Origin of the sequence: Mycolicibacterium llatzerense, from assembly GCF_025331195.1 — a bacterium.
GTDB classification, from domain to species: domain Bacteria; phylum Actinomycetota; class Actinomycetes; order Mycobacteriales; family Mycobacteriaceae; genus Mycobacterium; species Mycobacterium llatzerense.
On sequence record NZ_LXOV01000014.1, the window covers coordinates 122224 to 141471 of the forward strand.

Consider the following 19248-nt stretch of genomic DNA (forward strand, 5'->3'; position numbering starts at 1 on the left):
TTCCGCTACGCAGCGGAGCGTATTGAGTGAATGAGGTCTGACATGAGTGGTGTGGTGGTTACCGGCGGCGCATCGGGTATCGGCCTGGCGTCGGCCAAGGCGCTGATCGCCGACGGTCGTGCGGTATCGCTGTTCGACATTTCACCGCAGGTGGTGGCGGTGGCTGAATCTCTTGGGGCGCACGGCGTCGTCGTCGACGTGAGTGACACCGACTCCATGGCCGCCGCTGTCGGGCAGGCTGCCGCGGCGATGGACGGCATCGACGGCCTGGTTCACGCCGCGGGGCGTGTCCTGCCCGAACCGGTTGGGATGTTCACCGTGGAATCCTGGGACGCCGTCGTCGACGTGAATCTGCGCGCACAGGCGCTGCTGTCCCAGCTGCTGCTGCCGCACTTCGAGAAGGCGCTGGCCACCGGTGCTTCGCCGGCGATCGTGGGGATTTCGAGCATCGAGGGACTGGTCGGCAATCCGTTCATTCCGGCGTACTGCGCGTCCAAGGCCGGGTTGTTGGGGCTGACCCGGTCGATGGCAGGCCAGTTGGGGCCGTTGGGAATTCGCGTCAATGCCGTGTGTCCGGGCTTCATCGAAACCCCGATGCTGGCCGACGCGCTGACGGTCCCTGAGGTCAAAACCGCATTTGTGTCGGCGGCGCCGCTGGGCAGGCTGGGGCAGCCCGAAGAGATCGGCGCGGCGGTCGCATTTCTCATGTCGGCCAAGGCGTCGTTCATCACCGGAACACAGATCGTGGTCGACGGGGGAGTGACCTCGCGGCACGCCTAGCGGCGTTTGGCTGCCTCCCGTCGACGGCAAAGCCTCATTGCGACTGCAGGTCGATGTGTCCGCCGTCAGCGGTATACCCCTCGACCGCCCGCAGCACGTAGCCGTCGCCGATGGTGTCGGTCCGGTAGAACCTCTCGAACATCTCGGCTGCTTCCTGTGCGGTGAAGACCTCATGGCGGGTGACGGTTTCGACACTGCGCGGGAGCACGATGTCGACATCGAGTGCTGCGGGGTCGGAGTATGGGTGGCCGACGACCGAACGCACTGATACTGCACCGATCTCGGCGCCGCCAGGCTGGCAATATTCGATCTTCATCGCGTCGGCGGTGCCGGCGGCCTGCACGTACCGAGACGTCGAGAAGTCCGCCGGCACGCCGGTGGGCGGCCGTGCGCTAAGGACCACCGCCCATGGATCGGAGCCATTCATGCTCGACAAGTGGTGACTGATTCTGCCCCGATGATGCCCGCGGACCAGATCGCTGGAGATGGTGCGCTGCGACTCGCACACGACCTGGTAGTCGTGGGTAGGTGTGAGGCTGTCGGTGAACGCCGCATATGCCTCCGGGCCTTCCGCGTAGGCAGCCAGGTATTTGAGGACATCGACCGTCGAGGACATTCCGCCACTTTCGCCGCGGGTGATCGCCTCGTCAGCGATCTGTGCCGCATCGTCGCCGCGGCCGGCCGCGATCAGTGCGGTCACCGTACGTGTGAGGGCTCGGTTCGGGGCGATACCGTCGCCCTGGGCCAATGCCGATGCATAGTCCGCCGGCGAAGGATGCGCGGCAATGAACTCGGAGCGGAGGCGGTCGAACTCTTCGAGCACCGGATCCCAATCCGGTTGTTGGTCGGCAGGGACGTCGCGCGAGCCCTGCCCAATGCGCAGCGGCTGCACCCTGAAGGCCCCATTGATGCGGCGGTTGATCCGCATCCGCGGACCCATCGGGACGTCGGGAAGGAATGCTGCCCAGAGGATTTCGTCGACCGCCAGCGGCTTGATCGCGACCGTCCAGGTAATCCGCACCATGCTGAGGTCTTTGTCGGGATGGAAGACCTGCGGGTAGAACAGTTCGGTGATGTAGACGTCGTCGACGACGAATCCTGCTGCGCTGACGAATCGCATCCCGCGAGCGCGGCACGCCGGCGCCAGCGCGTCGTCCCACGCTTTCTTGACCGCTGATCGTTTTGCCACGGGTTCCCTCGTGTTTGCGTCAGTTCAGTGTTGGTGGTGGCTTGGTCCCGGAAGTTGCATCCGATGCGCTCTTCAGGCTCTGCCGGGGCCGATGTACTGGTACCACCACTGTGCGTATGCCTGCGCTTGCTGCACGTCGGAGTTGAGCTTCTTGCGGGCGATCAGATTACTGCTGATCGCAATCCAATTCATCATCAGGATCGACAGGAGGCTCCACCAGCCGAAGGCCACATTGTGGATCTGCGCGCTGCGCAAGGCCGCCTGGCATTGGGCGTACGTGCCGGTGATCACGTGGCGCTGATTGAACCAGAAGACCAACGCCCCGGTGTGCCGCATGGCGGTCACTTGGAAGATCGGGACCTGCTGCGGAGGTGGATACGCGTGTTGCGGCTGTGGCTGCTGCTGATAGTGGCTCGGCCCGGCGCTTGCTGGCTGCGCCTGACTGTGCGACGACCCGAAAGGACCTGCCACGAAATTCCCCCGTTGCGATGAAGTAGTGCCCCCGCAGCAGAGTTTATCGGGGATATCGACGGGTTTCCGACAGCAAATCTCGGCAGGTGTACAGGGCTTCCGGGGTGGTCAGGGCGTCGAAGACCGTCATCCATATTGACGGTATTGGGTCGGTGTGATTCCCACCCGGTCTTTGAACGTGGTGGCGAAGTGGCTGGGTGTCGAGAATCCAAGGGCTGCACTGATTTCGGTGACCGTCAGGGTGGTGGTGGTGGTTAGTAGTTTCTTGGCTCGCGAAATGCGTTGAGTGATGAGGTATTGGTGCGGGGTGGTGTGGAAGGCGTCGCTGAAAGCTGTGGTGAACCGGTTGATCGGCATATTGACGAGCTGCGCCAGCGCCTGAAGGCTGAGAGTGGAGTCGAGGCTGTCGTTGAGGTATTCGCGCAGCGCGGTGACTGCTGCCTGGTCTAGTTCCCTGGGGGAGTCGGTGATTTGGACCGCAGGGGAGGCAGTGTATTGGTCCCGCAGGTGTAACCGCACTGTCTCAGTTAATGATTCGTGCAACAACCGGGCAGCCACGTCGGTCCGACCACTCACCTCATGGATGCGCTGAACGAGCGCATAGAGGAGTGGATCGGGCCCGACGGTCGGCTGCAAAGGACTGGGTCCCAAGGCGGACGTCGGAACGGTCAACTGGCAATAGTGTGCTTCGGAGTTGCCGCGGGCCAGTGCGGCGCCGCGTCGTTCGGCAGGCAAAACCCATGTGCTGCCGGCGGTCGGCGTCTCGACGCTGCGCCCGCCCATGTCCTCGACCTCGTACTCCTTGGCGAGGACATGCCCATGGCGGTAAACCATGACCACGTGGTGCGGCTGATGAAATTCGCAGTCAGCTGACCCACTCAGATGCTGACTGACAAACGCGAATTCAACACTCGCCACGGATCAAGCCTCCCAGACCCACGTGTATTGCGATAGCTGGAACTTCGCGATCGCGGGTGTCCATCGATCTAGGACACCGTCCCAAACGCAGCCAACCTAGCGATGGGTCGGCAACCAGGTCAAAACCACGTCATGGAGGGCACCACGCGCCGTCCGGCGGTGACACGTCCGGCCGATCTGTCGGCCGTGTGCATTTCGCAACCCAGTGAGAATTCGAAGGCGATGCATGCGGTTGGCCGCATAGCTTTCAGCGCTGTGGTCGTCGGGGGGTGCGCTGGGTTGCCTGCAGTGAGGATTGCCGGTACTACCTGCGCTGACCAGCGGTGACTCGTTCGTTCAGTTTGAATTCGCAACGTAAGGAGCATGCATTGAAGGCTGTCGTGATGACCGGTGAGAACCAGCCGTGGGTGGTTCGAGACGTTCCGACACCTGAAGCGGAACCCGGCCAGATCCTGGTGCAGGTGCACGCATCAGGGATGTGCTTCACCGACGCCTGGGCGACGCAGGGTTTCGGCGGCGATATCTACCCTCAAACGCCCGGGCACGAAATTGTCGGCGAGGTTGTTGCGGTGGGCGCCGGCGTGCGAACACGGCAGATCGGCGACCGCGTCGGTGCCACCTGGGTTCAGTCAGCGTGCGGCCGCTGCGAGTATTGCCTCGAATGCCGGCCGCTGACCGGACAGACTGCAATGAACTGTGCAGCCCCGCGTACGTCGGGCTTCTCCGCCCAGGGCGGTCACGCCGAATACGTGGCGCTATCTGCTGAGGGAACCGTGCTGCTGCCCGACGGGCTGTCGTACGAAGCTGCAGCGCCCATGATGTGTGCTGGGTACACAACATGGAGCGGGCTGCGCGACGCCGCGCCACAACCGCACGAGCGCATCGCCGTGGTCGGCATCGGGGGCCTGGGACATGTTGCGCTGCAACTGGCCAAAGCCAGCGGGTTCGAAACCATCGCTGTCACACACTCTGCCGACAAACACGATCTGGCCGTGCAGCTGGGTGCCGACGACGTCGTGGCGAACGGAACAGAACTGCGTGCCCGCGGCGGTGCGGACATCTTGTTGGTCACGACCAATTCCTTTGCTGCCGCCCAAGATGCGATGACGGGCCTGCGCGTGGATGGGCGGGTCGTGCTGAGTGGGTTGGATTTCAACCACCCGTTCAGCATCTCCTCGCAGGGGGTGCCCTTCCACATGATGCGACAGCGAGTCATCGGGTCCACTCACGGTGGTTTGCACATGCTCAGTGAAGTCCTGAAACTCGCCGCGACTGGCAAAGTCAAACCCATCGTGGAGACCTTCACTCTCGATGAAGCGACCCACGCATACGACCGCCTCGTCTCTGGGGACATGCGCTTCCGTGGCGTATTCACACCCTCACGGAGCTGACTGGGCCTGATCCGATGGTGCCGGTTGCAGCAATCCGGGCGCGTCGGCTCTACCTAAGGTGTGTGCGATCCGGAGCTGTCATCAAGCGTTGACAGTGTCAGCGCATGATGACAGCTCCCAGCGCGAAGTGGTGGGGAGAGCGCGGCCAGTGTGATGGCTTCATCGGCGCGTCACTGCTGCCACCGATGAAGCCACCCCTCGACACTGGTTTTCTGACAGGGCTACTTGCCGCCGCCGTGGTCCCCGCCACCGCCGTGGGTTCCGGTGCTGCCGTGCCCATCGCCGGTTCCGTGACTGCTCGACCCCGCCTTGCCCGACGAGTGCTTCGATCCGTCACTGCCATGAGAGCCGTTGCCGCTCTTGCTCTCTCCGGCTCCGGCTTGCCGGAGCCGGCATCGGTCTGACCGTTGCCGGTCTGCTCCGAGTCGGTGGACTTGCTGTGCTTGCCGCCCGGCTTCAGTCCGGTCTTGAATGGGCCGGTCTTGTCGGTACCGGACTTATCGGAGCCCGTCTGGTCCGACTTCTTGTCCGAACCGGTCTTGTCCGACTTCGAGCCGGCAGCAGTGTTGGGTGTTGCCGCCGCCGCGGTGGGCTTGCTGACCTTGACCAGGTTGGTCTGCACCTTGGGCACACTCGTGGCCGCGAGCGGTGCCGCTGCCGCTGGGACGAGGCCACCGAGACTCGCGACGAATTGTCCTGCCTGCGAGACGATTCCGCTCACTGTGTTGGTGAGGGCAAACCGCAGCGCGTTCGGCAGGTTGGTGGTGAGCAGCCCGAGCAGCGCCTGTGGGGCGAGGGTGTAGGGCAGGCCCGCCACCAGTGGCACGACCACTGGCACCGCGACGGCCAACGGCAGGTTCACTGCGTACGCGACGTCGTTCGCCACCATCGACACTGCAGACGACACCACATTGCCCAGGCCGCCGACCACGTCCTGTGGTGCGGGGACCGAGGGACTGATGGAAGGCGTCACCGCAGCCGAGTTGGTCTGCAACTTCGATGTGTTCGCAGCTAGCGGCGACGCTGCCGCTGGCAGCAGGCCCGCGAGGCTGGACAGGAATTGCGCTGTGGTGCTGACGATTCCGTAGAGGCCGTTGTTGATGGAGTACTGAATGACGGGAATCGCGTAGCTGGTGAAAAAGTTCACGAGCAGGTCGGGGTGGAACAGCAGTGCCGGCCCATCTGTGAGCAGTGGCCAGCCCACCCCGACGCCAATGTTCAAGGCCGTGTTCAACAGGTAGGCCCCGTCGGTCCACGCCGTGCCCACGGCACCGGTCAGCACGCCGCCCAGGCCGCCAACCAGGTCCAGTGGTGTGGCAGCTGCGGGTGTGGCGGTCGGCGCCAACGCGACGTTGGTCGCCGCGTTCGGCGTCGGATTGCCGGGAAAGTGCAGCCGTAGCGCCAGCGGGTCCTTGATCAACGCGATCGGGTCCGAACTCGCTGTCAGCTTGACCTGCGTCGTGATCGCTGGCAGCTGAGCGGCCATGTTCTTGGTCTGCGGGCTGGCCCCGGCGAAGCTCGCGCTTACCGCGGTGGCACTAGCCACGAAAGCCGCCATCATTTTCTGTGTGTTTGCTGTGGGCTGTTTAGCGTGTGTAGCCGTCATGATCTGATCCCCACTCCCGTGATCGGAAATGCCGGTGGCCACAACACTATTCGCAACAGACGCGCCAACCCCGCCCCATGCACCATGGTCGCCAGCGATTGAACCCCAGGTACAAAATACCCACAGTATGTTTGCTAGGTCAAGATCTAATTAGCTAGTTCAATTAGCTGCTCAGGAGTGTGTCAAGCGGCAGGGTGAGTCAACGGGCCTTCTTGGCAACCTTCTTCGCAGCTTTCTTGGCGGGACTGCCGGGCGGCGGGGGCGGATTCTTCGGAGCGTCGGACCCCGGCAGATCGTCCTGCCCCAGATATTTGAGGTGCAGGGACCGCAGGAAGTTCTTGTCTTCATAGATCGGCATCAAGTCCTTGGTGCCGTCGTAAACCTTTGTCAGCCAGGGGGAGTCCTTGGGCGCGCCGGATAGCTTCCATGCGGCGGACCAGAGGGCGCCAAGCGTCACCGCGCCCGCCGCGATGACTTCGATGGTCCGGTCTCCACACTTCGCCCAGAGTGCGTTCAACACCGCTGGGTTGCTGGTGTCGTGGGTAGCTCCAGGATGGACGTGGTTGTAGGTCTGGCAGATCGTCTGAGGCGGCAGTGTGGTCTGCGCGAAAATCATCAAATCCATGGTGGCCTTGGCTGCGTCGCGCGGACTGTGGATCGCGCGTGGAGTGAACTTCAGGTTCTTGATGACGTTGCCGATCTCATTCGCGATGTCGTCGGCATGAGCGTCCACCATGTTGTCCTCGTAGGTGGCATGCACGCCGGTCGACGCTCCGTTCAATCCGTCGGAATGCTGCGAGGAATGCAAGGGCTGGCACGCGTCGCCCACATAGTGCGCCAGGCAGCCGGCCGCAGCGAGAAAACTGGCGCCGTCACCGTTCTTCGCGAATTTCACCATCTGAGCGACGATCTGCCAGACCCGGAACGGCAGCGCCCCTTGGTTATTGGAATGCGCCGTCGACGCGCTGGGCACCGGCGCGTCTTGGTAGAAGCTCAGCCAGTTGCTGTAGTTCAGCGAGTCCTCGTCGGCCGCATAGCTCGCCATCAATGAGTTGCCGTCGGCTCCGGGGAGGTCGACATCGGCATAGTGGTTCCAATTCTCCATCGCCCGTGCGACTTCGGGCTTGGCCCGGTTGATGTTCGTCTTCCATACCACGTCCGGGACATCGCTGAGCGGGACGAACTTCGTGGCCTGCAGATGCGTCGCGAGTTTGAGTTGGTCGTCGCTACGGAAACTGAGGTTGTTGATGTTGGCCGTGAAGAACTTCCGCAACGCCGGGTTTCCGACCAGGAAGCAGGCCTGTTGACCAATCTTGAAGTGCCCCACCGGCCCCCAGTACTGGATGCGTTGCGCGGTGGGTCCGGCGACCAGGTCGAGATTGAGCTCCCGCAGGATCACCGCCATGGACGTCGCCAGCGAGAACTGGAGGAAGTCGCCGGCGGCTGGATCGCCGCCGATCCGCTGACCACCCCACTCCAGCCCGAACGGCGAGCGCACGCCAGGCTCCACGACTCCGTCGAGGCACCAAAGCGACCCCGAATCACCGGGCTGTGTGACCAGCGGGCCCGAGTCGTCGGATCGCGCACCGATGACGAAGTCGGCGATGTAGTCGCGCCCGCCGATTGACTTGTATCGGTAGAAGAGGGCCTTGATCTCTCCTCGCATTTCTCCGCTCGCGGCGCCCTGTCCGACCACCGGTCGCCCGATCCACGAGAGCGCGGCGGTGCTCGCGCTGAAGTCCGTCACGTCGCCGATCGGCTGAGTGAGGGCGTCTGCTTCCCAAGTGCCGGCATCGTCGAGCCGGACGATCGCGGCATCGATGTTCACGACAGCGTCCCGGCCCGGCAGGCTCGGGTAGATGTCCGAGAAGGTGCGCTCCGCCAGGTGCGGCGCACCCAGGGTGCTTCCGATGGTGACAGGAGCACCGCACAGCAAGGCGCGCACGGGTCGCCCCACCACCCCGGCAAGGTGCGTATTGGTGAGGACGTAGACGTCGCTGCCATCCGAAACCAGGCAGGCGGCGGTGCCCATGCGCCGCATGCCCTGTGCGTCCACGTAGATGGGTGAGCCGACGCCGAGCGATTCAGCCGCGAGTCGACTCGGGTCGAGCTCGGGGGATGGAAGAGCGGTGGATTCGGCGAGGACCACACACACCGGAACGATGCGCCCATCTGGCAGGTAAATGAACGGGGGCACCACATCCTCGGGATGATCGATCAGATCGTCGAGGGTCTGCCACCGCTTCACGAACACCAGGACGCATGGCCACGACCAATCCCGAGTTGTGGAGTTGAGGAGGGTGCGCTCTGGCGCTTTTCGCGCGCGAGCATCGAGCGGACCGCAGCTCGTTTCATGTACATCAGGGTCGGTGTCACGAATCAGGTAGCGCCCGATCGCGGTGGAGAAGACGTTCGGTTTGTGTGCGAGGTGTACGTGAAACTGGTCGCGGGCATCCAGCAGATCGCGGATACCGAGCGACTGAAAGTCACTGGCGGTCAGCCGCTCGCGTTCTGATGACGCGGCATGTGTGGCGTGACTCATGGGCTTGTCTCCCGCGACGCTCGGCGCTGATCAGATGGTGGCCGTAATCAGGATGCGCCTTCCGGGGTAATCAGGACTGAGTAGATCGCTACCTGTTTTCTATCCCGACACCGCGGCGTAATGCGATGTCTCCGCGCGCCGATGCGGCAGCGCCACCGGGCCGGCTGGGGCAACCCGACGAGATCGGGGCGGCCGTCGCGTTCCTCGTGTCGCCGAAGGCGTCATTCACCTGGACGCCGATCGTGGTTGACGGGGGAGTGACGTCCCGGCAGGCTCAGGGGCCGCGCGGCAATCACCGGACCGTTGATTCAACTATTTACCTGCAAATTGCGGCTCGAATACTCCGCTGGCATCATTTATCGATTGCACATGAGATCAACGTACGCAGTCTTATACCGAATGAGATTGCCGACGTTCCCAGTTGGGCCGCGCTGTATCCAGGAGTGCTTGACAGCAGTGCCCTCCCGCACCGCGATGACCGTACATTGCTCGATGGGTGCGTTACCGACCTTGTTGAGGATCGGCCGAAGTCCTCGTGCTTCCAGATCACTGATCGTGGCCTGGGCCGATGCCTGTACCTCGGGCGCAGCCAGCGCCGGCGCCGCCGAGCCCACAGTCAACACGATCGCTACGGACGCAACCACGACGCTCTTGGTAATACCGCCGCCCAACACTTCAATTTCCTTTCCAGCATTCAAAACCGTTTATCTGCCTTTATCTCAAATTCAATTCTAGCCAGGATCGAACGCGCGTCGAGGTACTCATACGCGACGCATAATGTTCGCCATGTCAATTTCAGAATTGATTCATAGATATTTCAGACATTGCCAGGTGCGGTTGGCGGTCGCGATTCGGGTCAGTGCGCTGGTGCGCCAATGAGTGCGCGGAGGAATGCGACGGTCTCGAGTTCGCGGTTGGTGGACTCGTCGTCGCTCGTGCCGTACATGCGGTTCGCAGACAGCTTGACGATGACGGTCTTCTTGATCGGGTCGATGTAGACGAATTGGTTGTACACGCCGATTGCGCTGAACTCGCCGGAATCCCCGGCAGGCAGCCACCATTGGTACCCGTAACCCAAGTCGAGCGGATGGCTGCCGATGATCGGACGTCCCGGCTGAAGGTGTTCGGCATCGGCCGTCAGTGACGCCTCCACCCATGACGCGGGAATTACCTGCTGACCTCGCCATCGGCCGCCATTGCGATACAGCTCACCGAATTTCGCGTAGTCCCGCGCGGTCATGACGAGGCCTGCGAATGCCACCTCCATGCCCGTCGAGTCGACCAACCAGTATGAGGGCGAGCTGATTCCGAGCGGCTCGACGAGCTTCTCCTGCATGTAGTCGGTGATCGAACGGCCGGTCGCACTGACTACCAGCGCTCCGAGCGCCTGGGTATCGCCGGAGTTGTAGCGACAGATGTTCCCGGGTTCGTTGTCGCGCACCATGGTTGCGACGAATTCCTCGAGCGTTCCGCCATCGCCCATCGCGGCGGCCAACCGGAAGATGTCAGACTCTGCATCGTTGTAGTCTTCGTTCCACCTTGCGCCCGAAGACATCTGAAGCACGTCCTTGATCGAGACGCCGTCGTACGCAGAGCCGGGCGTCACGCGGATGTAGTCACCGATGGGTCGATCGATACTCGAGATGTGGCCGTCCTCAACCGCAATCCCGACGAGGGCCGAGATGACGCTCTTGGCCACAGACATCGAAATCCACGGGACGTTTGGTCCACCGGTCAGTCCGTACCACTCATAGGCGATGGCGCCGTCGCGAAGGACCAACAGCGCAGCTGTGTCCGTTTGGGTAAGGAAGTCCTGTACCGACCGACGTTCTCCGTTGAGCACATACCACTCTGGAAGCTCGATCGGATCCGTTGCCGGCCAATCGTATGGAGCCGATGACGGCGACATCTTGCTGGTGGGAAGTAGTTCGGGCACCCGTGAAAAGTTGTCGTGCTGCGGAATTCCGGTGAACAAGCCCAGCTCAACGAACGAGGACGGAGTGTGGTCGGCCATGTCAACCTCTCATTTGGCGTCGGTGGGACTAACATAGCCGTACCAACTGGTTAGGACAACCATTCGGTACGGCTATCTGGAAGCGAGGGCCCGACATGGAGGCGAACGAAGGTCGAGTGGACGGACGCACGCTCCGCTATCAGCACCGACGGCCTGAACTACTGGCTGCCGCCACCGAGTACGTGCTCGACAACGGAATCGGTGACTTGTCGCTGCGCGACATGGCCCGCGCACTGGGGGTAACGCACGCCACGTTGCTGCGACACTTCGCGTCGAAGGAGGATCTGCTGTTGCAGATCATCGCCAAGATCAGGTCGGACTTCGCCGATCAGCTTTCACGCGATGACCAGCTGCGTCCCGGCCGTCCGGCCTCGCAGCTATTGCGCACGACGTGGAAACGGCTGTGCGACCCGGCCGAGCAGCGGCAGTTCGCCCTGCTCTTCGAGGTCGTGGGTCGCGCAGTTCGAGATGGCGGCCGCCTAGCCGAATTGGCGCAGGCGAGCATCCACGATTGGCTCAACGTCATTTCGGCACAGCTGCTGCGAATCGGCTATTCGCCCAAAGATGCCGACACCCTCGCGACCGTGTTGTTGGCGCAGGTGCGTGGCCTGCAGATCGATCTGCTGCTAACCGGCGACCGGCGCCGTGTGAATCGGGCGATCGAGACGCTGATCGAAATGATTGACCGGCGTGCAGCAGAAGATCAGCCGCAATGAACGCTGACGAACTCCTGCCGCCCGGGCGTTGGGCGCGTGTGAGAATCGGGGCATGGGGAGTACAGGGGGACGTAGCCCGATCGGCCGAGTGATCGGGACGCTGTTCGGGTTCGGGATGTTGGCACTGGCGGTGGTGATCTTCCTCGGGTCCAAGGATGACCCGGCCGAGTTGATCAGATCAGGTGACGTGGTGACGCCCACCGCGCGTGTTCACGTCGTGTATCTCGACCGATCACAATCGAATATTCGTTGCACGGCAACGACATCTGATGGGAAGACGCAGGCGTTGGCGCCCTTCACTGGGGCCCACGACGAGAAGAAATTCGGTGGGAAGCGGCGCCTGCTGTTCTCCAGGGGCAAGTATTACCGGGCCGTCGGGGAGCTGCCGCTCGACCGCGGGCCGGTGACCGTGCGGTGTCCCGGCGCGAGCCGGATTTGGGTGAGTGCGCCGTCCAAGGGCTGGTCGTGGCCCATCGTCGTCTTCGTCGTGCTCGGGGTGGCGTGCCTCGTGGTGTTCGTCGTTGTGACGTTGCGCCGACGGGGCAGTCGGAACGGCGGAGGGCAGAGCGGCGGGCCAGGGCCGACGTATCCCATGCCGCCGCAACAGGGTTACCCCGGCTACCCACAGCAGGGCTATCCGGGTTACCCGGCGCCCGGGTACCCGGGCTATCCACCGCCGGGATATCCCAACCAGGGTTACCCGCCGAACCCCAACTACCCGAACTATCCGGGCTAGTTGTCGTTCAGAGGCGTCGGGATCAGGACTCGCGTGAACCGGCGAACGATGTTGCGCGGCTGGGCAATTCCACAGTGAAGGTCGCGCCCGTGCCGACGCCGGCACTGGTCACGGTGATGCGGCCATGGTGGGCATCGACCAGCGCCTTGGCGATCGCCAGCCCGATGCCCGAGCCGCCATGCGCCCGGTCGCGCGCCGAGTCGGCCCGGTAGAACCGCTCGAACAGCCGAGGCAGATGCTCGGCGGCGATGCCGTCGCCGTCGTCGCAGACCTTGATCTGCACCGATCCGCCAACCGATGTTGCCGTCACCCGCACCGTGCCGCCGGCTTGAGTGTGTCGCAACGCGTTGGTCAGCAGATTGGCCAGCACCTGGTCGAGCCGCTGCGGGTCGGCCCACAGGTCCGGCAAGCGCGGAGCGATATCCGACGTCAGTGCAACGCCTTTGGCGCGATACGGCGCTGCGAAAGCGTCGACGGCAGCGGAGATCACCGTCGCCGGGGCGACGGACTCGGTGTCGACGAGCGCCATGTCGCGTTCGGCATCGGACAGGGCCCGCACGTCGGAGCTGAGTCGGGTGAGCCGTCGGGTCTGGTCGCGCAGCACGCCGATGGTGGTCGCGTCGAGAGGATGGATGCCGTCTTCGATCGACTCGAGATAGGCGTCGATGACGGAGACCGGCGTGCGGAGCTCATGGGCGAGATCGGCCAGCAGCTGGCGACGGGTCGTCTCGACGGAGCCCAGCTGCTCGGCCATCGTGTTGAAAGCGTCTGCGATGGCGTCGAATTCAGTGCCCAGATGTGGCGGGGAGACTCGGATGTCGTAGTTCCCGTCGGCCACGGCGGTCGCAGCGGCGGCGAGCTCGGCGGTCGAGCGGTGCATTCGTCGGCTCAGATACCAGCTCAGCGCCAGCGCGGTGGTCGCGGCCACCGCCAGTGACATGCCCACCGAGACGGCGGTCGCCTGCCGGAACACATGCTCGTAGGGGTGCGGGCCAGTGCGGCCGGGAACCAGCACGTCCTGCATCACCTGCCGGAACATCGGCGGGCCGATGATCAGGGCGACGGTGGTCGTGGTGGCGATCGCCGCGACAACCACCACCGCGTTGGTGACGAGCAGGCGGCTCCGGATTCCGTGCTTGCTGCGCGGATGGTTCTGGGCCATCAGCCTTCTCCCATTCGATAACCGACGCCGCGCACCGTGGTGACATAGCGCGGCTCGACCGAGTTGTCGCCGAGCTTGCGCCGCAGATGCCCGACGTGGACGTCGACGACGTTGTCGTTGCCGAACCACGACTCGCCCCACACTGCTTCCAACAGTTGGTGCCGCGTCCACACTTGACGTGGACGTGACGACAGGGCCGCCAGCACATCGAACTCGGTGCGGGTCAGCATGATTGGCGCGCCACCGAGCAAGGTCTGGCGGCTGTCGGTGTCGATGTGCAGATCCCCGAAGACGCGGGGCGGTGTTCCCGTCGCCGGGACGGGATCGGGAGTACGCCTCGGTCGTCGCAACATGGTGCGGATCCGTGCCACCAGTTCGCGGGGACTGAAGGGTTTGGTGACGTAGTCGTCCGCGCCGACCGACAGTCCGACGATGGTGTCGATCTCGGTATCGCGGGCCGTCAGCATGACCACGTACGCGTCGGAGAACACCCGCAGCTGGCGGCACACCTCGAAGCCGTCGAGCCCGGGCAGGCCGATGTCGAGGATCACCACGTCGGGATCGAGTTCGCGGGCCGCGACCAGGGCCGACGGGCCGTCGGCGGCGACTCGCACCTCGAACTGCTCGCGCTTGAGATAGCTGGCCACGACGTCGGCCAGCGCCGTCTCGTCGTCGACGACCAGCGCGCGCAGACTCGGCGTGGGTTCGGTGCCGTTCACCTGCTCATGGTGCACCCGCGTGGCGGCCTGGTCGACCGGTTGGCCTGGTCGGCGGCGGGTTCTTTAACGAATCTTCATCGTTCCTCCGGGGAACCCTTGTCGGCCGATTCGAGGCTGGAAGCCGTCAGAACCTCAACTTGAAGGGAACCGAGATGACCAGCAAGATCGCACTGATCTCCACCGCCGCCGCAGCTCTGGCAGCCGCAGCCCTGACGGCCGCCGGCCCGGCGCAGGCCTCCAGCGTGTCCGGCAACAACGGCGCCGACGTCGTGTCCACACTGCGCAGCGAGGGTTACAACGTGCAGGTCGATGGCGCACCGAGCGCACCGCTGTCGGCGTGCACGGTGACCGACGTGCACGGCCTGCCGAATGCGGCGGACCCGACCCAGCGCGCTGACACCCGCATGATCAACAACGTCTACGTCGACGTGACCTGTGCGTCGGACTCCTGAGTGGGCGGCCCGCAGCGCGCCGGCCGGCGGCGGCATGGTTATGTGAGGGTGTGACCGAAGCGTCGTCGCTGCCGCTGGCCGGGATCACCGTCGTCGCGATGGAGCAGGCGGTGTCCGCGCCGATGTGCACGCGCGTCCTGGCCGACTTCGGCGCCCGGGTGATCAAGGTCGAGAATCCCCAGGGCGGCGACTTCGCCCGCGACTACGACGACGTGGTGCTGGGCCAGGCCGCACATTTCGTCTGGGCCAACCGGGGCAAGCAGTCGGTCACCCTGAACCTCAAGTCCGACAGAGGCATTGCGGTCCTGCACCAATTGCTCGATGGTGCTGACGCGTTCGTCTCCAACCTGGCGCCCGGCGCCACCGCGCGATTGGGTTTGTCCCCCGAGGAACTCGGCAAGCGGCACCCGCAGGTGATCCCCGTCGAAATCGACGGCTACGGCCCGGGTGGTCCCCTTTCCCAGAAACGCGCGTATGACCTTCTGGTGCAAGCGGAGTCGGGATCGTGCGCCGCCACCGGCTTTCCGGAGATGCCCGCCAAACCCGGTCCGCCCGTCGCCGACATCAGCACGGGCCTCTACTCGGCACTGTCGATCATGGCGCTGCTGTTGGGCCGCGCCCGTGGCGTATCGGTCGGCCCTGGACCGTCGGTCTCCGTCAGCCTGTTCGACACGATGACCGACATCATGGGTTACCCGCTGACCTACACCCAGCATTCCGGCGTGAACCAGCAGCCGCTCGGCATGGCGTCGCCGGCCGTTGCGCCGTACGGCGCGTTCGCGACCCGGGACGGGCAGACCGTGGTGCTCGGCACCACGAATGACAGGGAGTGGCAGCGGCTGGCACTGGAGATCATCGGCCGGCCCGACCTCGCCGCGGATCCCCGCTTCGCAAGCAACTCGGATCGCTGCGCGCACCGCGACGAGCTCCATTCAGCCATCGGATCCTGGTGCACAGAGCGCGATCTCGAGGATATTCAGCGGATCGCCGACCAGGCCGGGATCGGCAACTCGCGGTACAACCGGCCCAGTGAAGTCATCGCGCATCCGCACCTGCAGGCCCGTGATCGGTGGCGTCAGGTCAGCACCCCCAACGGCCCCATCGAGGCCTTGTTGCCGCCACCGGTGATCAGCGGACTCGAACTGAACATGGGTGCAATTCCAGGCCTCGGCGAGCACACAGATGTGATACTCGGCGAATTGGGTTACAGCGCTGAAGATATTGCCGGCCTACGAGCCGACGGTGCCATCGGAGATGTCTACGAAGCAGGGAGCGACCATGCGTGAAGTCGTCATTGTGGAGGCCGTGCGGACCGCCGTCGGTAAGCGCAACGGGGGACTGGCCGGCCAGCATGCCGCCGACCTGTCCGCGGTGGTGCTCAATGAACTGATGGAACGGTCCGGGGTGGCACCGGATCTCGTCGACGACGTCGTCTGGGGCTGCGTCTCGCAGGTCGGCGACCAGTCCAGCAATATCGCCCGCTGGTCGGTGCTGGCGGCCGGCTGGCCCGAGTCGATTCCGGGGACGACGGTCAACCGGGCCTGCGGATCATCCCAGCAGGCACTGGATTTTGCGGTACAGGCGGTGATGTCGGGACAGCAGGACATCGTGGTGGCCGGTGGCGTCGAGGTGATGAGCCGGGTGCCGCTCGGCGCGGCCCGTCAGACGGGGGAGCCGTACGGGCCGAAAGCGCTTGCCCGGTATGACGGTTTCAATTTCAATCAGGGCGTCTCGGCCGAGATGATCGCGAAGAAATGGGGACTGTCGCGGGCGCGACTGGACGAATACTCCGCGCGGTCGCATGAACTCGCCGCGGCCGCACAGGATTCGGGCGCGTTCGTCACGCAGATCGTTCCGGTGTTCACCGACGACGGCGGTGTGGTGCACGAGGATGAGGGCATCCGGCGAGGGACGACGGTCGAGAAACTGGGCGGTCTCAAGCCGGCGTTCCAGGACGACGGTGTGATCCACGCCGGCAACTCCTCGCAGATTTCCGACGGTGCGGCAGCGCTATTGGTGATGACGCTGGAGAACGCGCTGCAGCTCGACCTCACTCCGCTGGTGCGGTACGTCGGCGGCGCGGTGACGGGCGCCGATCCGGTGCTGATGCTGACCGGCCCGATCCCGGCGACGCAGAAAGTGCTGCGCAAGACGGGCGTACGCATCGACGAGATCGGGGCGTTCGAGGTGAACGAGGCGTTCGCCCCGGTACCGCTGGCCTGGCTGGCGGAGACCGGCGCATCGGAAGCGGCGCTGAATCCGCTGGGTGGCGCGATCGCGCTGGGGCACCCGCTCGGCGCGTCCGGCGCGGTGCTGATGACTCGCATGATCAATCACATGCGGGACAACGGGATTCGCTACGGCCTGCAGACCATGTGCGAGGGTGGCGGTACCGCCAACGCGACGCTGGTGGAGCTGGTCGCCTAGCCGGTTTCGGCGCGCGTGAGGTCCAGCGCGATGTCGACCAGCATGTCCTCCTGGCCACCGACGAGCCCGCGCCGCCCCGCTTCTTCCAACAGCGTCCGGGCGTCGACATCGAAACGCCCGGTGGTGATCTCGGCGTGCCGCAGGAAGCTCGAGTACACACCCGCATAGCCGAGCGTCAGGGTTTCCCGATCGACGCGGACGGGGCGTTCCTGCAGCGGCCGGACCAGATCGTCGGCGGCATCCTGCAGCGCATGCAGATCGCAGCCGTGCTCCCAGCCCAGTTTGGTGGCCGCGGCGATGAAAACTTCCAGCGGCGCGTTGCCGGCGCCGGCACCCATCCCGGCCAGCGAGGCGTCGACGCGGGTCGCACCGTGTTCGACGGCGGTCAACGAGTTGGCGACACCCAACGACAGATTGTGGTGGGCGTGGATGCCGATTTCTGTTGTGGGGTTGAGGGTTTGGCGTAGCGCGTCGACACGGTCGGCGACGTCCCGCATCGTCATGGCCCCACCGGAGTCGACGACGTAGACGCACGTCGCGCCGTAACTCTCCATCAACTTCGCCTGGCCGGCGAGCGCCGCCGGCGTGGTGAGGTGGCTCATCATCAGGAAGCCGACGGCGTCCATCCCCAGTTCGCGGGCGGCGGCGAGGTGGCGCGCGGACACGTCGGCCTCGGTGCAGTGGGTGCCGACGCGGACGACGGTCACGCCGGCGCGATGGGCGTCGCGCAGCTGCCGCACCGTGCCGATCCCGGGGAGGATCAGCGTGGCGATGCGCGCGCGGGACACCGCGGAGGCGACGGCAGAGATCCACTCCAGGTCGGTGTGCGCACCGAAGCCGTAGATGCAACTGGATCCGCCCAGCCCATCGCCGTGCGCGACCTCGATGGAGGTGACACCCGCGGCATCGAGCGCGGTGGCGATCGCGACGGCCTGCGCGATGCTGTACTGGTGGCGCACGGCGTGCATGCCGTCGCGCAGCGTGACGTCGCTGATGTAGATCATGCTGGGACTCAGGCGCTTTCGGTGGCGACCTCGACGAGCGCGGTCACCTTGGTGCCCGCGAATGCGCCGATTTCTGGGATGTGTATCGGGCCGATACGCTCGAACTGCACGGCCTGCTTGAGCCGGAAGCCAGGAACTTCGGCGCTGACCCGATCTACCGCTCTGTGTACATCGCGTTCAATGGCATCGTGGTTGACGTCGCCGTCGACCAGGCAATAGACGGTGTTCCGCACGGCCGGGGCCGGGCTGAGCAGAGAGATGACCTTCGCCTGACGGGCGCCCGCGGTCTGCATTGCAGCACAGGTGGTTTCGATGAGATCGTCGATGCCGGCGCGCACCTCCGGTCCGGCGGACCCCGTGGGGATCGACGACACGATCTCGGCATAGGTCACGCACCCCGATTTCGCGACGGCGGCGACGATCGGCACGGCGGCCCCGATGGTCGCGGTCATCGTGCGTTCTCGGCGAGCATCCGCAGTGCCGTGTCGTAGATGGCGTTGGCGTGCATCTCGAACAGCTCGAGCAGGTCGACCGAATCGCCGCCGAGTTCCTTGGCGATGAACAGGCCGTCGGCGCCGGCGATGGAGTAGTTCACCAACAGCCGGACTTGGGCGTCGGTGAGGCCGGGGGCCAGCTCGCCGAGTGCTTCCGTGAGTGACGCGGAGGCCTGCGTTCGCGCCTGAAGGAACTGTGCACGGGCTCGCGGTTCCACCGGCCGGCGCTCCAGTGCGAGCATCAGCCCGAGGCGCAGGAAGTCCGGATGGTCGAGCAGACCTTTCGCGAGCTGCGTGGCCAGGCCGATGACGCGTTCGCGCGGCTCGCCGTCGGAGGGGAGTTCCCAGACCTTCAGCCAGGTCTCGAAGCTGCGGTCGATGACTGCGGCCAGCAGGTCGTCCTTGTCCTTGAAGTGCCAGTAGATGGAGCTGGCGGGGAGCCCGCACTTCTTGCTGACCAGAGCGATGCTCGTGCCCTCGTAACCGCGTTCGGAGGCAATCTCGTTGGCGGCGTCCAGGATTCGCTCACGGGACTGCTCGCCGTCGGCTCGTTTCCGACGTGCCTTGGGTGCTTCGGTCATTTTCGCTCCCCACTCTTGACTCTGTAGCGATCACTACATTACCGTA

19 protein-coding genes are annotated in these 19248 nt (G+C 64.7%); 8 read left to right on the forward strand and 11 right to left on the reverse strand.

Annotated elements, in window-relative coordinates:
• Window positions 1–42 precede the first annotated feature (42 nt).
• A complete protein-coding gene (locus A7G45_RS21675) occupies window positions 43–780 on the forward strand; it encodes an SDR family NAD(P)-dependent oxidoreductase (RefSeq protein WP_260940222.1) in 738 nt (245 codons plus the stop codon).
• Between the two features lie 34 nt (window positions 781–814).
• On the opposite strand, the gene A7G45_RS21680 is transcribed toward A7G45_RS21675, so the two are convergent.
• From A7G45_RS21680 to A7G45_RS21690, 3 genes are all read right to left on the reverse strand, one after another.
• Window positions 815–1969 (reverse strand): hypothetical protein, encoded by a 1155-nt coding sequence (locus A7G45_RS21680; protein WP_260940223.1) that lies wholly within the window; start codon window positions 1967–1969, stop codon window positions 815–817.
• Window positions 1970–2041: 72 nt separating this feature from the next.
• A complete protein-coding gene (locus A7G45_RS21685; protein ID WP_260940224.1) occupies window positions 2042–2314 on the reverse strand; it encodes a hypothetical protein in 273 nt (90 codons plus the stop codon).
• 252 nt (window positions 2315–2566) lie between these two features.
• The gene (locus A7G45_RS21690; protein ID WP_260940225.1) at window positions 2567–3223 is read right to left on the reverse strand and encodes a helix-turn-helix domain-containing protein; all 657 of its coding nucleotides are present in this window, start codon (window positions 3221–3223) and stop codon (window positions 2567–2569) included.
• Between the two features lie 458 nt (window positions 3224–3681).
• Here A7G45_RS21690 and A7G45_RS21695 point away from each other — a divergent pair, with 458 nt between their 5' ends.
• On the forward strand, window positions 3682–4749 hold the full coding sequence (locus A7G45_RS21695; RefSeq protein WP_260940226.1) for an alcohol dehydrogenase catalytic domain-containing protein: 1068 nt from the start codon (window positions 3682–3684) through the stop codon (window positions 4747–4749).
• A 97-nt stretch (window positions 4750–4846) separates the two neighbouring features.
• On the opposite strand, the gene A7G45_RS21700 is transcribed toward A7G45_RS21695, so the two are convergent.
• On the reverse strand, window positions 4847–6295 hold the full coding sequence (locus A7G45_RS21700) for a hypothetical protein (protein ID WP_260940227.1): 1449 nt from the start codon (window positions 6293–6295) through the stop codon (window positions 4847–4849).
• A 259-nt stretch (window positions 6296–6554) separates the two neighbouring features.
• Window positions 6555–8897: a Nal1-like putative serine protease gene (locus A7G45_RS21705; protein WP_260940228.1), complete on the reverse strand. Its 2343-nt coding sequence runs from the start codon at window positions 8895–8897 to the stop codon at window positions 6555–6557.
• Between the two features lie 125 nt (window positions 8898–9022).
• Between A7G45_RS21705 and A7G45_RS32750 the strand changes: the two genes are divergently transcribed.
• On the forward strand, window positions 9023–9709 hold the full coding sequence (locus A7G45_RS32750; RefSeq protein WP_377042181.1) for an SDR family oxidoreductase: 687 nt from the start codon (window positions 9023–9025) through the stop codon (window positions 9707–9709).
• Between the two features lie 44 nt (window positions 9710–9753).
• Here the strand turns inward: A7G45_RS32750 and A7G45_RS21715 are convergent, their stop codons facing one another.
• Window positions 9754–10911 carry a serine hydrolase domain-containing protein gene (locus A7G45_RS21715; protein ID WP_260940229.1) on the reverse strand — a complete coding sequence of 386 codons (1158 nt, stop codon included), beginning with the start codon at window positions 10909–10911 and terminating at the stop codon, window positions 9754–9756.
• Between the two features lie 95 nt (window positions 10912–11006).
• On the opposite strand from A7G45_RS21715, the gene A7G45_RS21720 reads away from it, so the two are divergent.
• Together A7G45_RS21720 and A7G45_RS21725 are read left to right on the forward strand one after the other, a co-directional pair.
• Window positions 11007–11627, forward strand: coding sequence for a TetR/AcrR family transcriptional regulator (locus tag A7G45_RS21720; protein WP_260940230.1), 621 nt, complete (start codon window positions 11007–11009; stop codon window positions 11625–11627).
• A 52-nt stretch (window positions 11628–11679) separates the two neighbouring features.
• A complete protein-coding gene (locus A7G45_RS21725) occupies window positions 11680–12363 on the forward strand; it encodes a hypothetical protein (protein ID WP_260940231.1) in 684 nt (227 codons plus the stop codon).
• A 22-nt stretch (window positions 12364–12385) separates the two neighbouring features.
• On the opposite strand, the gene A7G45_RS21730 is transcribed toward A7G45_RS21725, so the two are convergent.
• Both A7G45_RS21730 and A7G45_RS21735 read right to left on the reverse strand, forming a co-directional pair.
• A complete protein-coding gene (locus tag A7G45_RS21730) occupies window positions 12386–13525 on the reverse strand; it encodes a sensor histidine kinase (protein WP_260940232.1) in 1140 nt (379 codons plus the stop codon).
• The gene (locus A7G45_RS21735) at window positions 13525–14259 is read right to left on the reverse strand and encodes a response regulator transcription factor (RefSeq protein ID WP_260940233.1); all 735 of its coding nucleotides are present in this window, start codon (window positions 14257–14259) and stop codon (window positions 13525–13527) included. The genes A7G45_RS21730 and A7G45_RS21735 overlap by 1 nt, the downstream gene beginning before the upstream one ends.
• A 137-nt stretch (window positions 14260–14396) precedes the next feature.
• Between A7G45_RS21735 and A7G45_RS21740 the strand changes: the two genes are divergently transcribed.
• From A7G45_RS21740 to A7G45_RS21750, 3 genes are read left to right on the forward strand one after another with little or no spacing between them, the layout of a single operon-like run.
• On the forward strand, window positions 14397–14696 hold the full coding sequence (locus tag A7G45_RS21740) for a hypothetical protein (protein WP_260940236.1): 300 nt from the start codon (window positions 14397–14399) through the stop codon (window positions 14694–14696).
• A gap of 50 nt (window positions 14697–14746) precedes the next feature.
• Entirely contained in the window at window positions 14747–15982 is a 1236-nt protein-coding gene (locus tag A7G45_RS21745; protein ID WP_260940238.1) for a CaiB/BaiF CoA transferase family protein, read from the forward strand.
• The gene (locus A7G45_RS21750; RefSeq protein WP_260940239.1) at window positions 15975–17123 is read left to right on the forward strand and encodes a thiolase family protein; all 1149 of its coding nucleotides are present in this window, start codon (window positions 15975–15977) and stop codon (window positions 17121–17123) included. Before A7G45_RS21745 ends, A7G45_RS21750 begins: the two co-directional genes overlap by 8 nt.
• Here A7G45_RS21750 and dmpG read toward each other — a convergent pair.
• Genes dmpG through A7G45_RS21765 form a run of 3 tightly spaced genes read right to left on the reverse strand, consistent with a single transcriptional unit; the run spans window position 17120 to window position 19202 of the window.
• Entirely contained in the window at window positions 17120–18127 is a 1008-nt protein-coding gene (dmpG, locus tag A7G45_RS21755; RefSeq protein ID WP_260940240.1) for a 4-hydroxy-2-oxovalerate aldolase, read from the reverse strand. The genes A7G45_RS21750 and dmpG overlap by 4 nt on opposite strands.
• Window positions 18128–18135: 8 nt before the next feature.
• On the reverse strand, window positions 18136–18555 hold the full coding sequence (locus A7G45_RS21760) for a hypothetical protein (protein WP_260940241.1): 420 nt from the start codon (window positions 18553–18555) through the stop codon (window positions 18136–18138).
• Between the two features lie 20 nt (window positions 18556–18575).
• Entirely contained in the window at window positions 18576–19202 is a 627-nt protein-coding gene (locus tag A7G45_RS21765) for a TetR/AcrR family transcriptional regulator (RefSeq protein WP_260940242.1), read from the reverse strand.
• Window positions 19203–19248 lie beyond the last annotated feature (46 nt).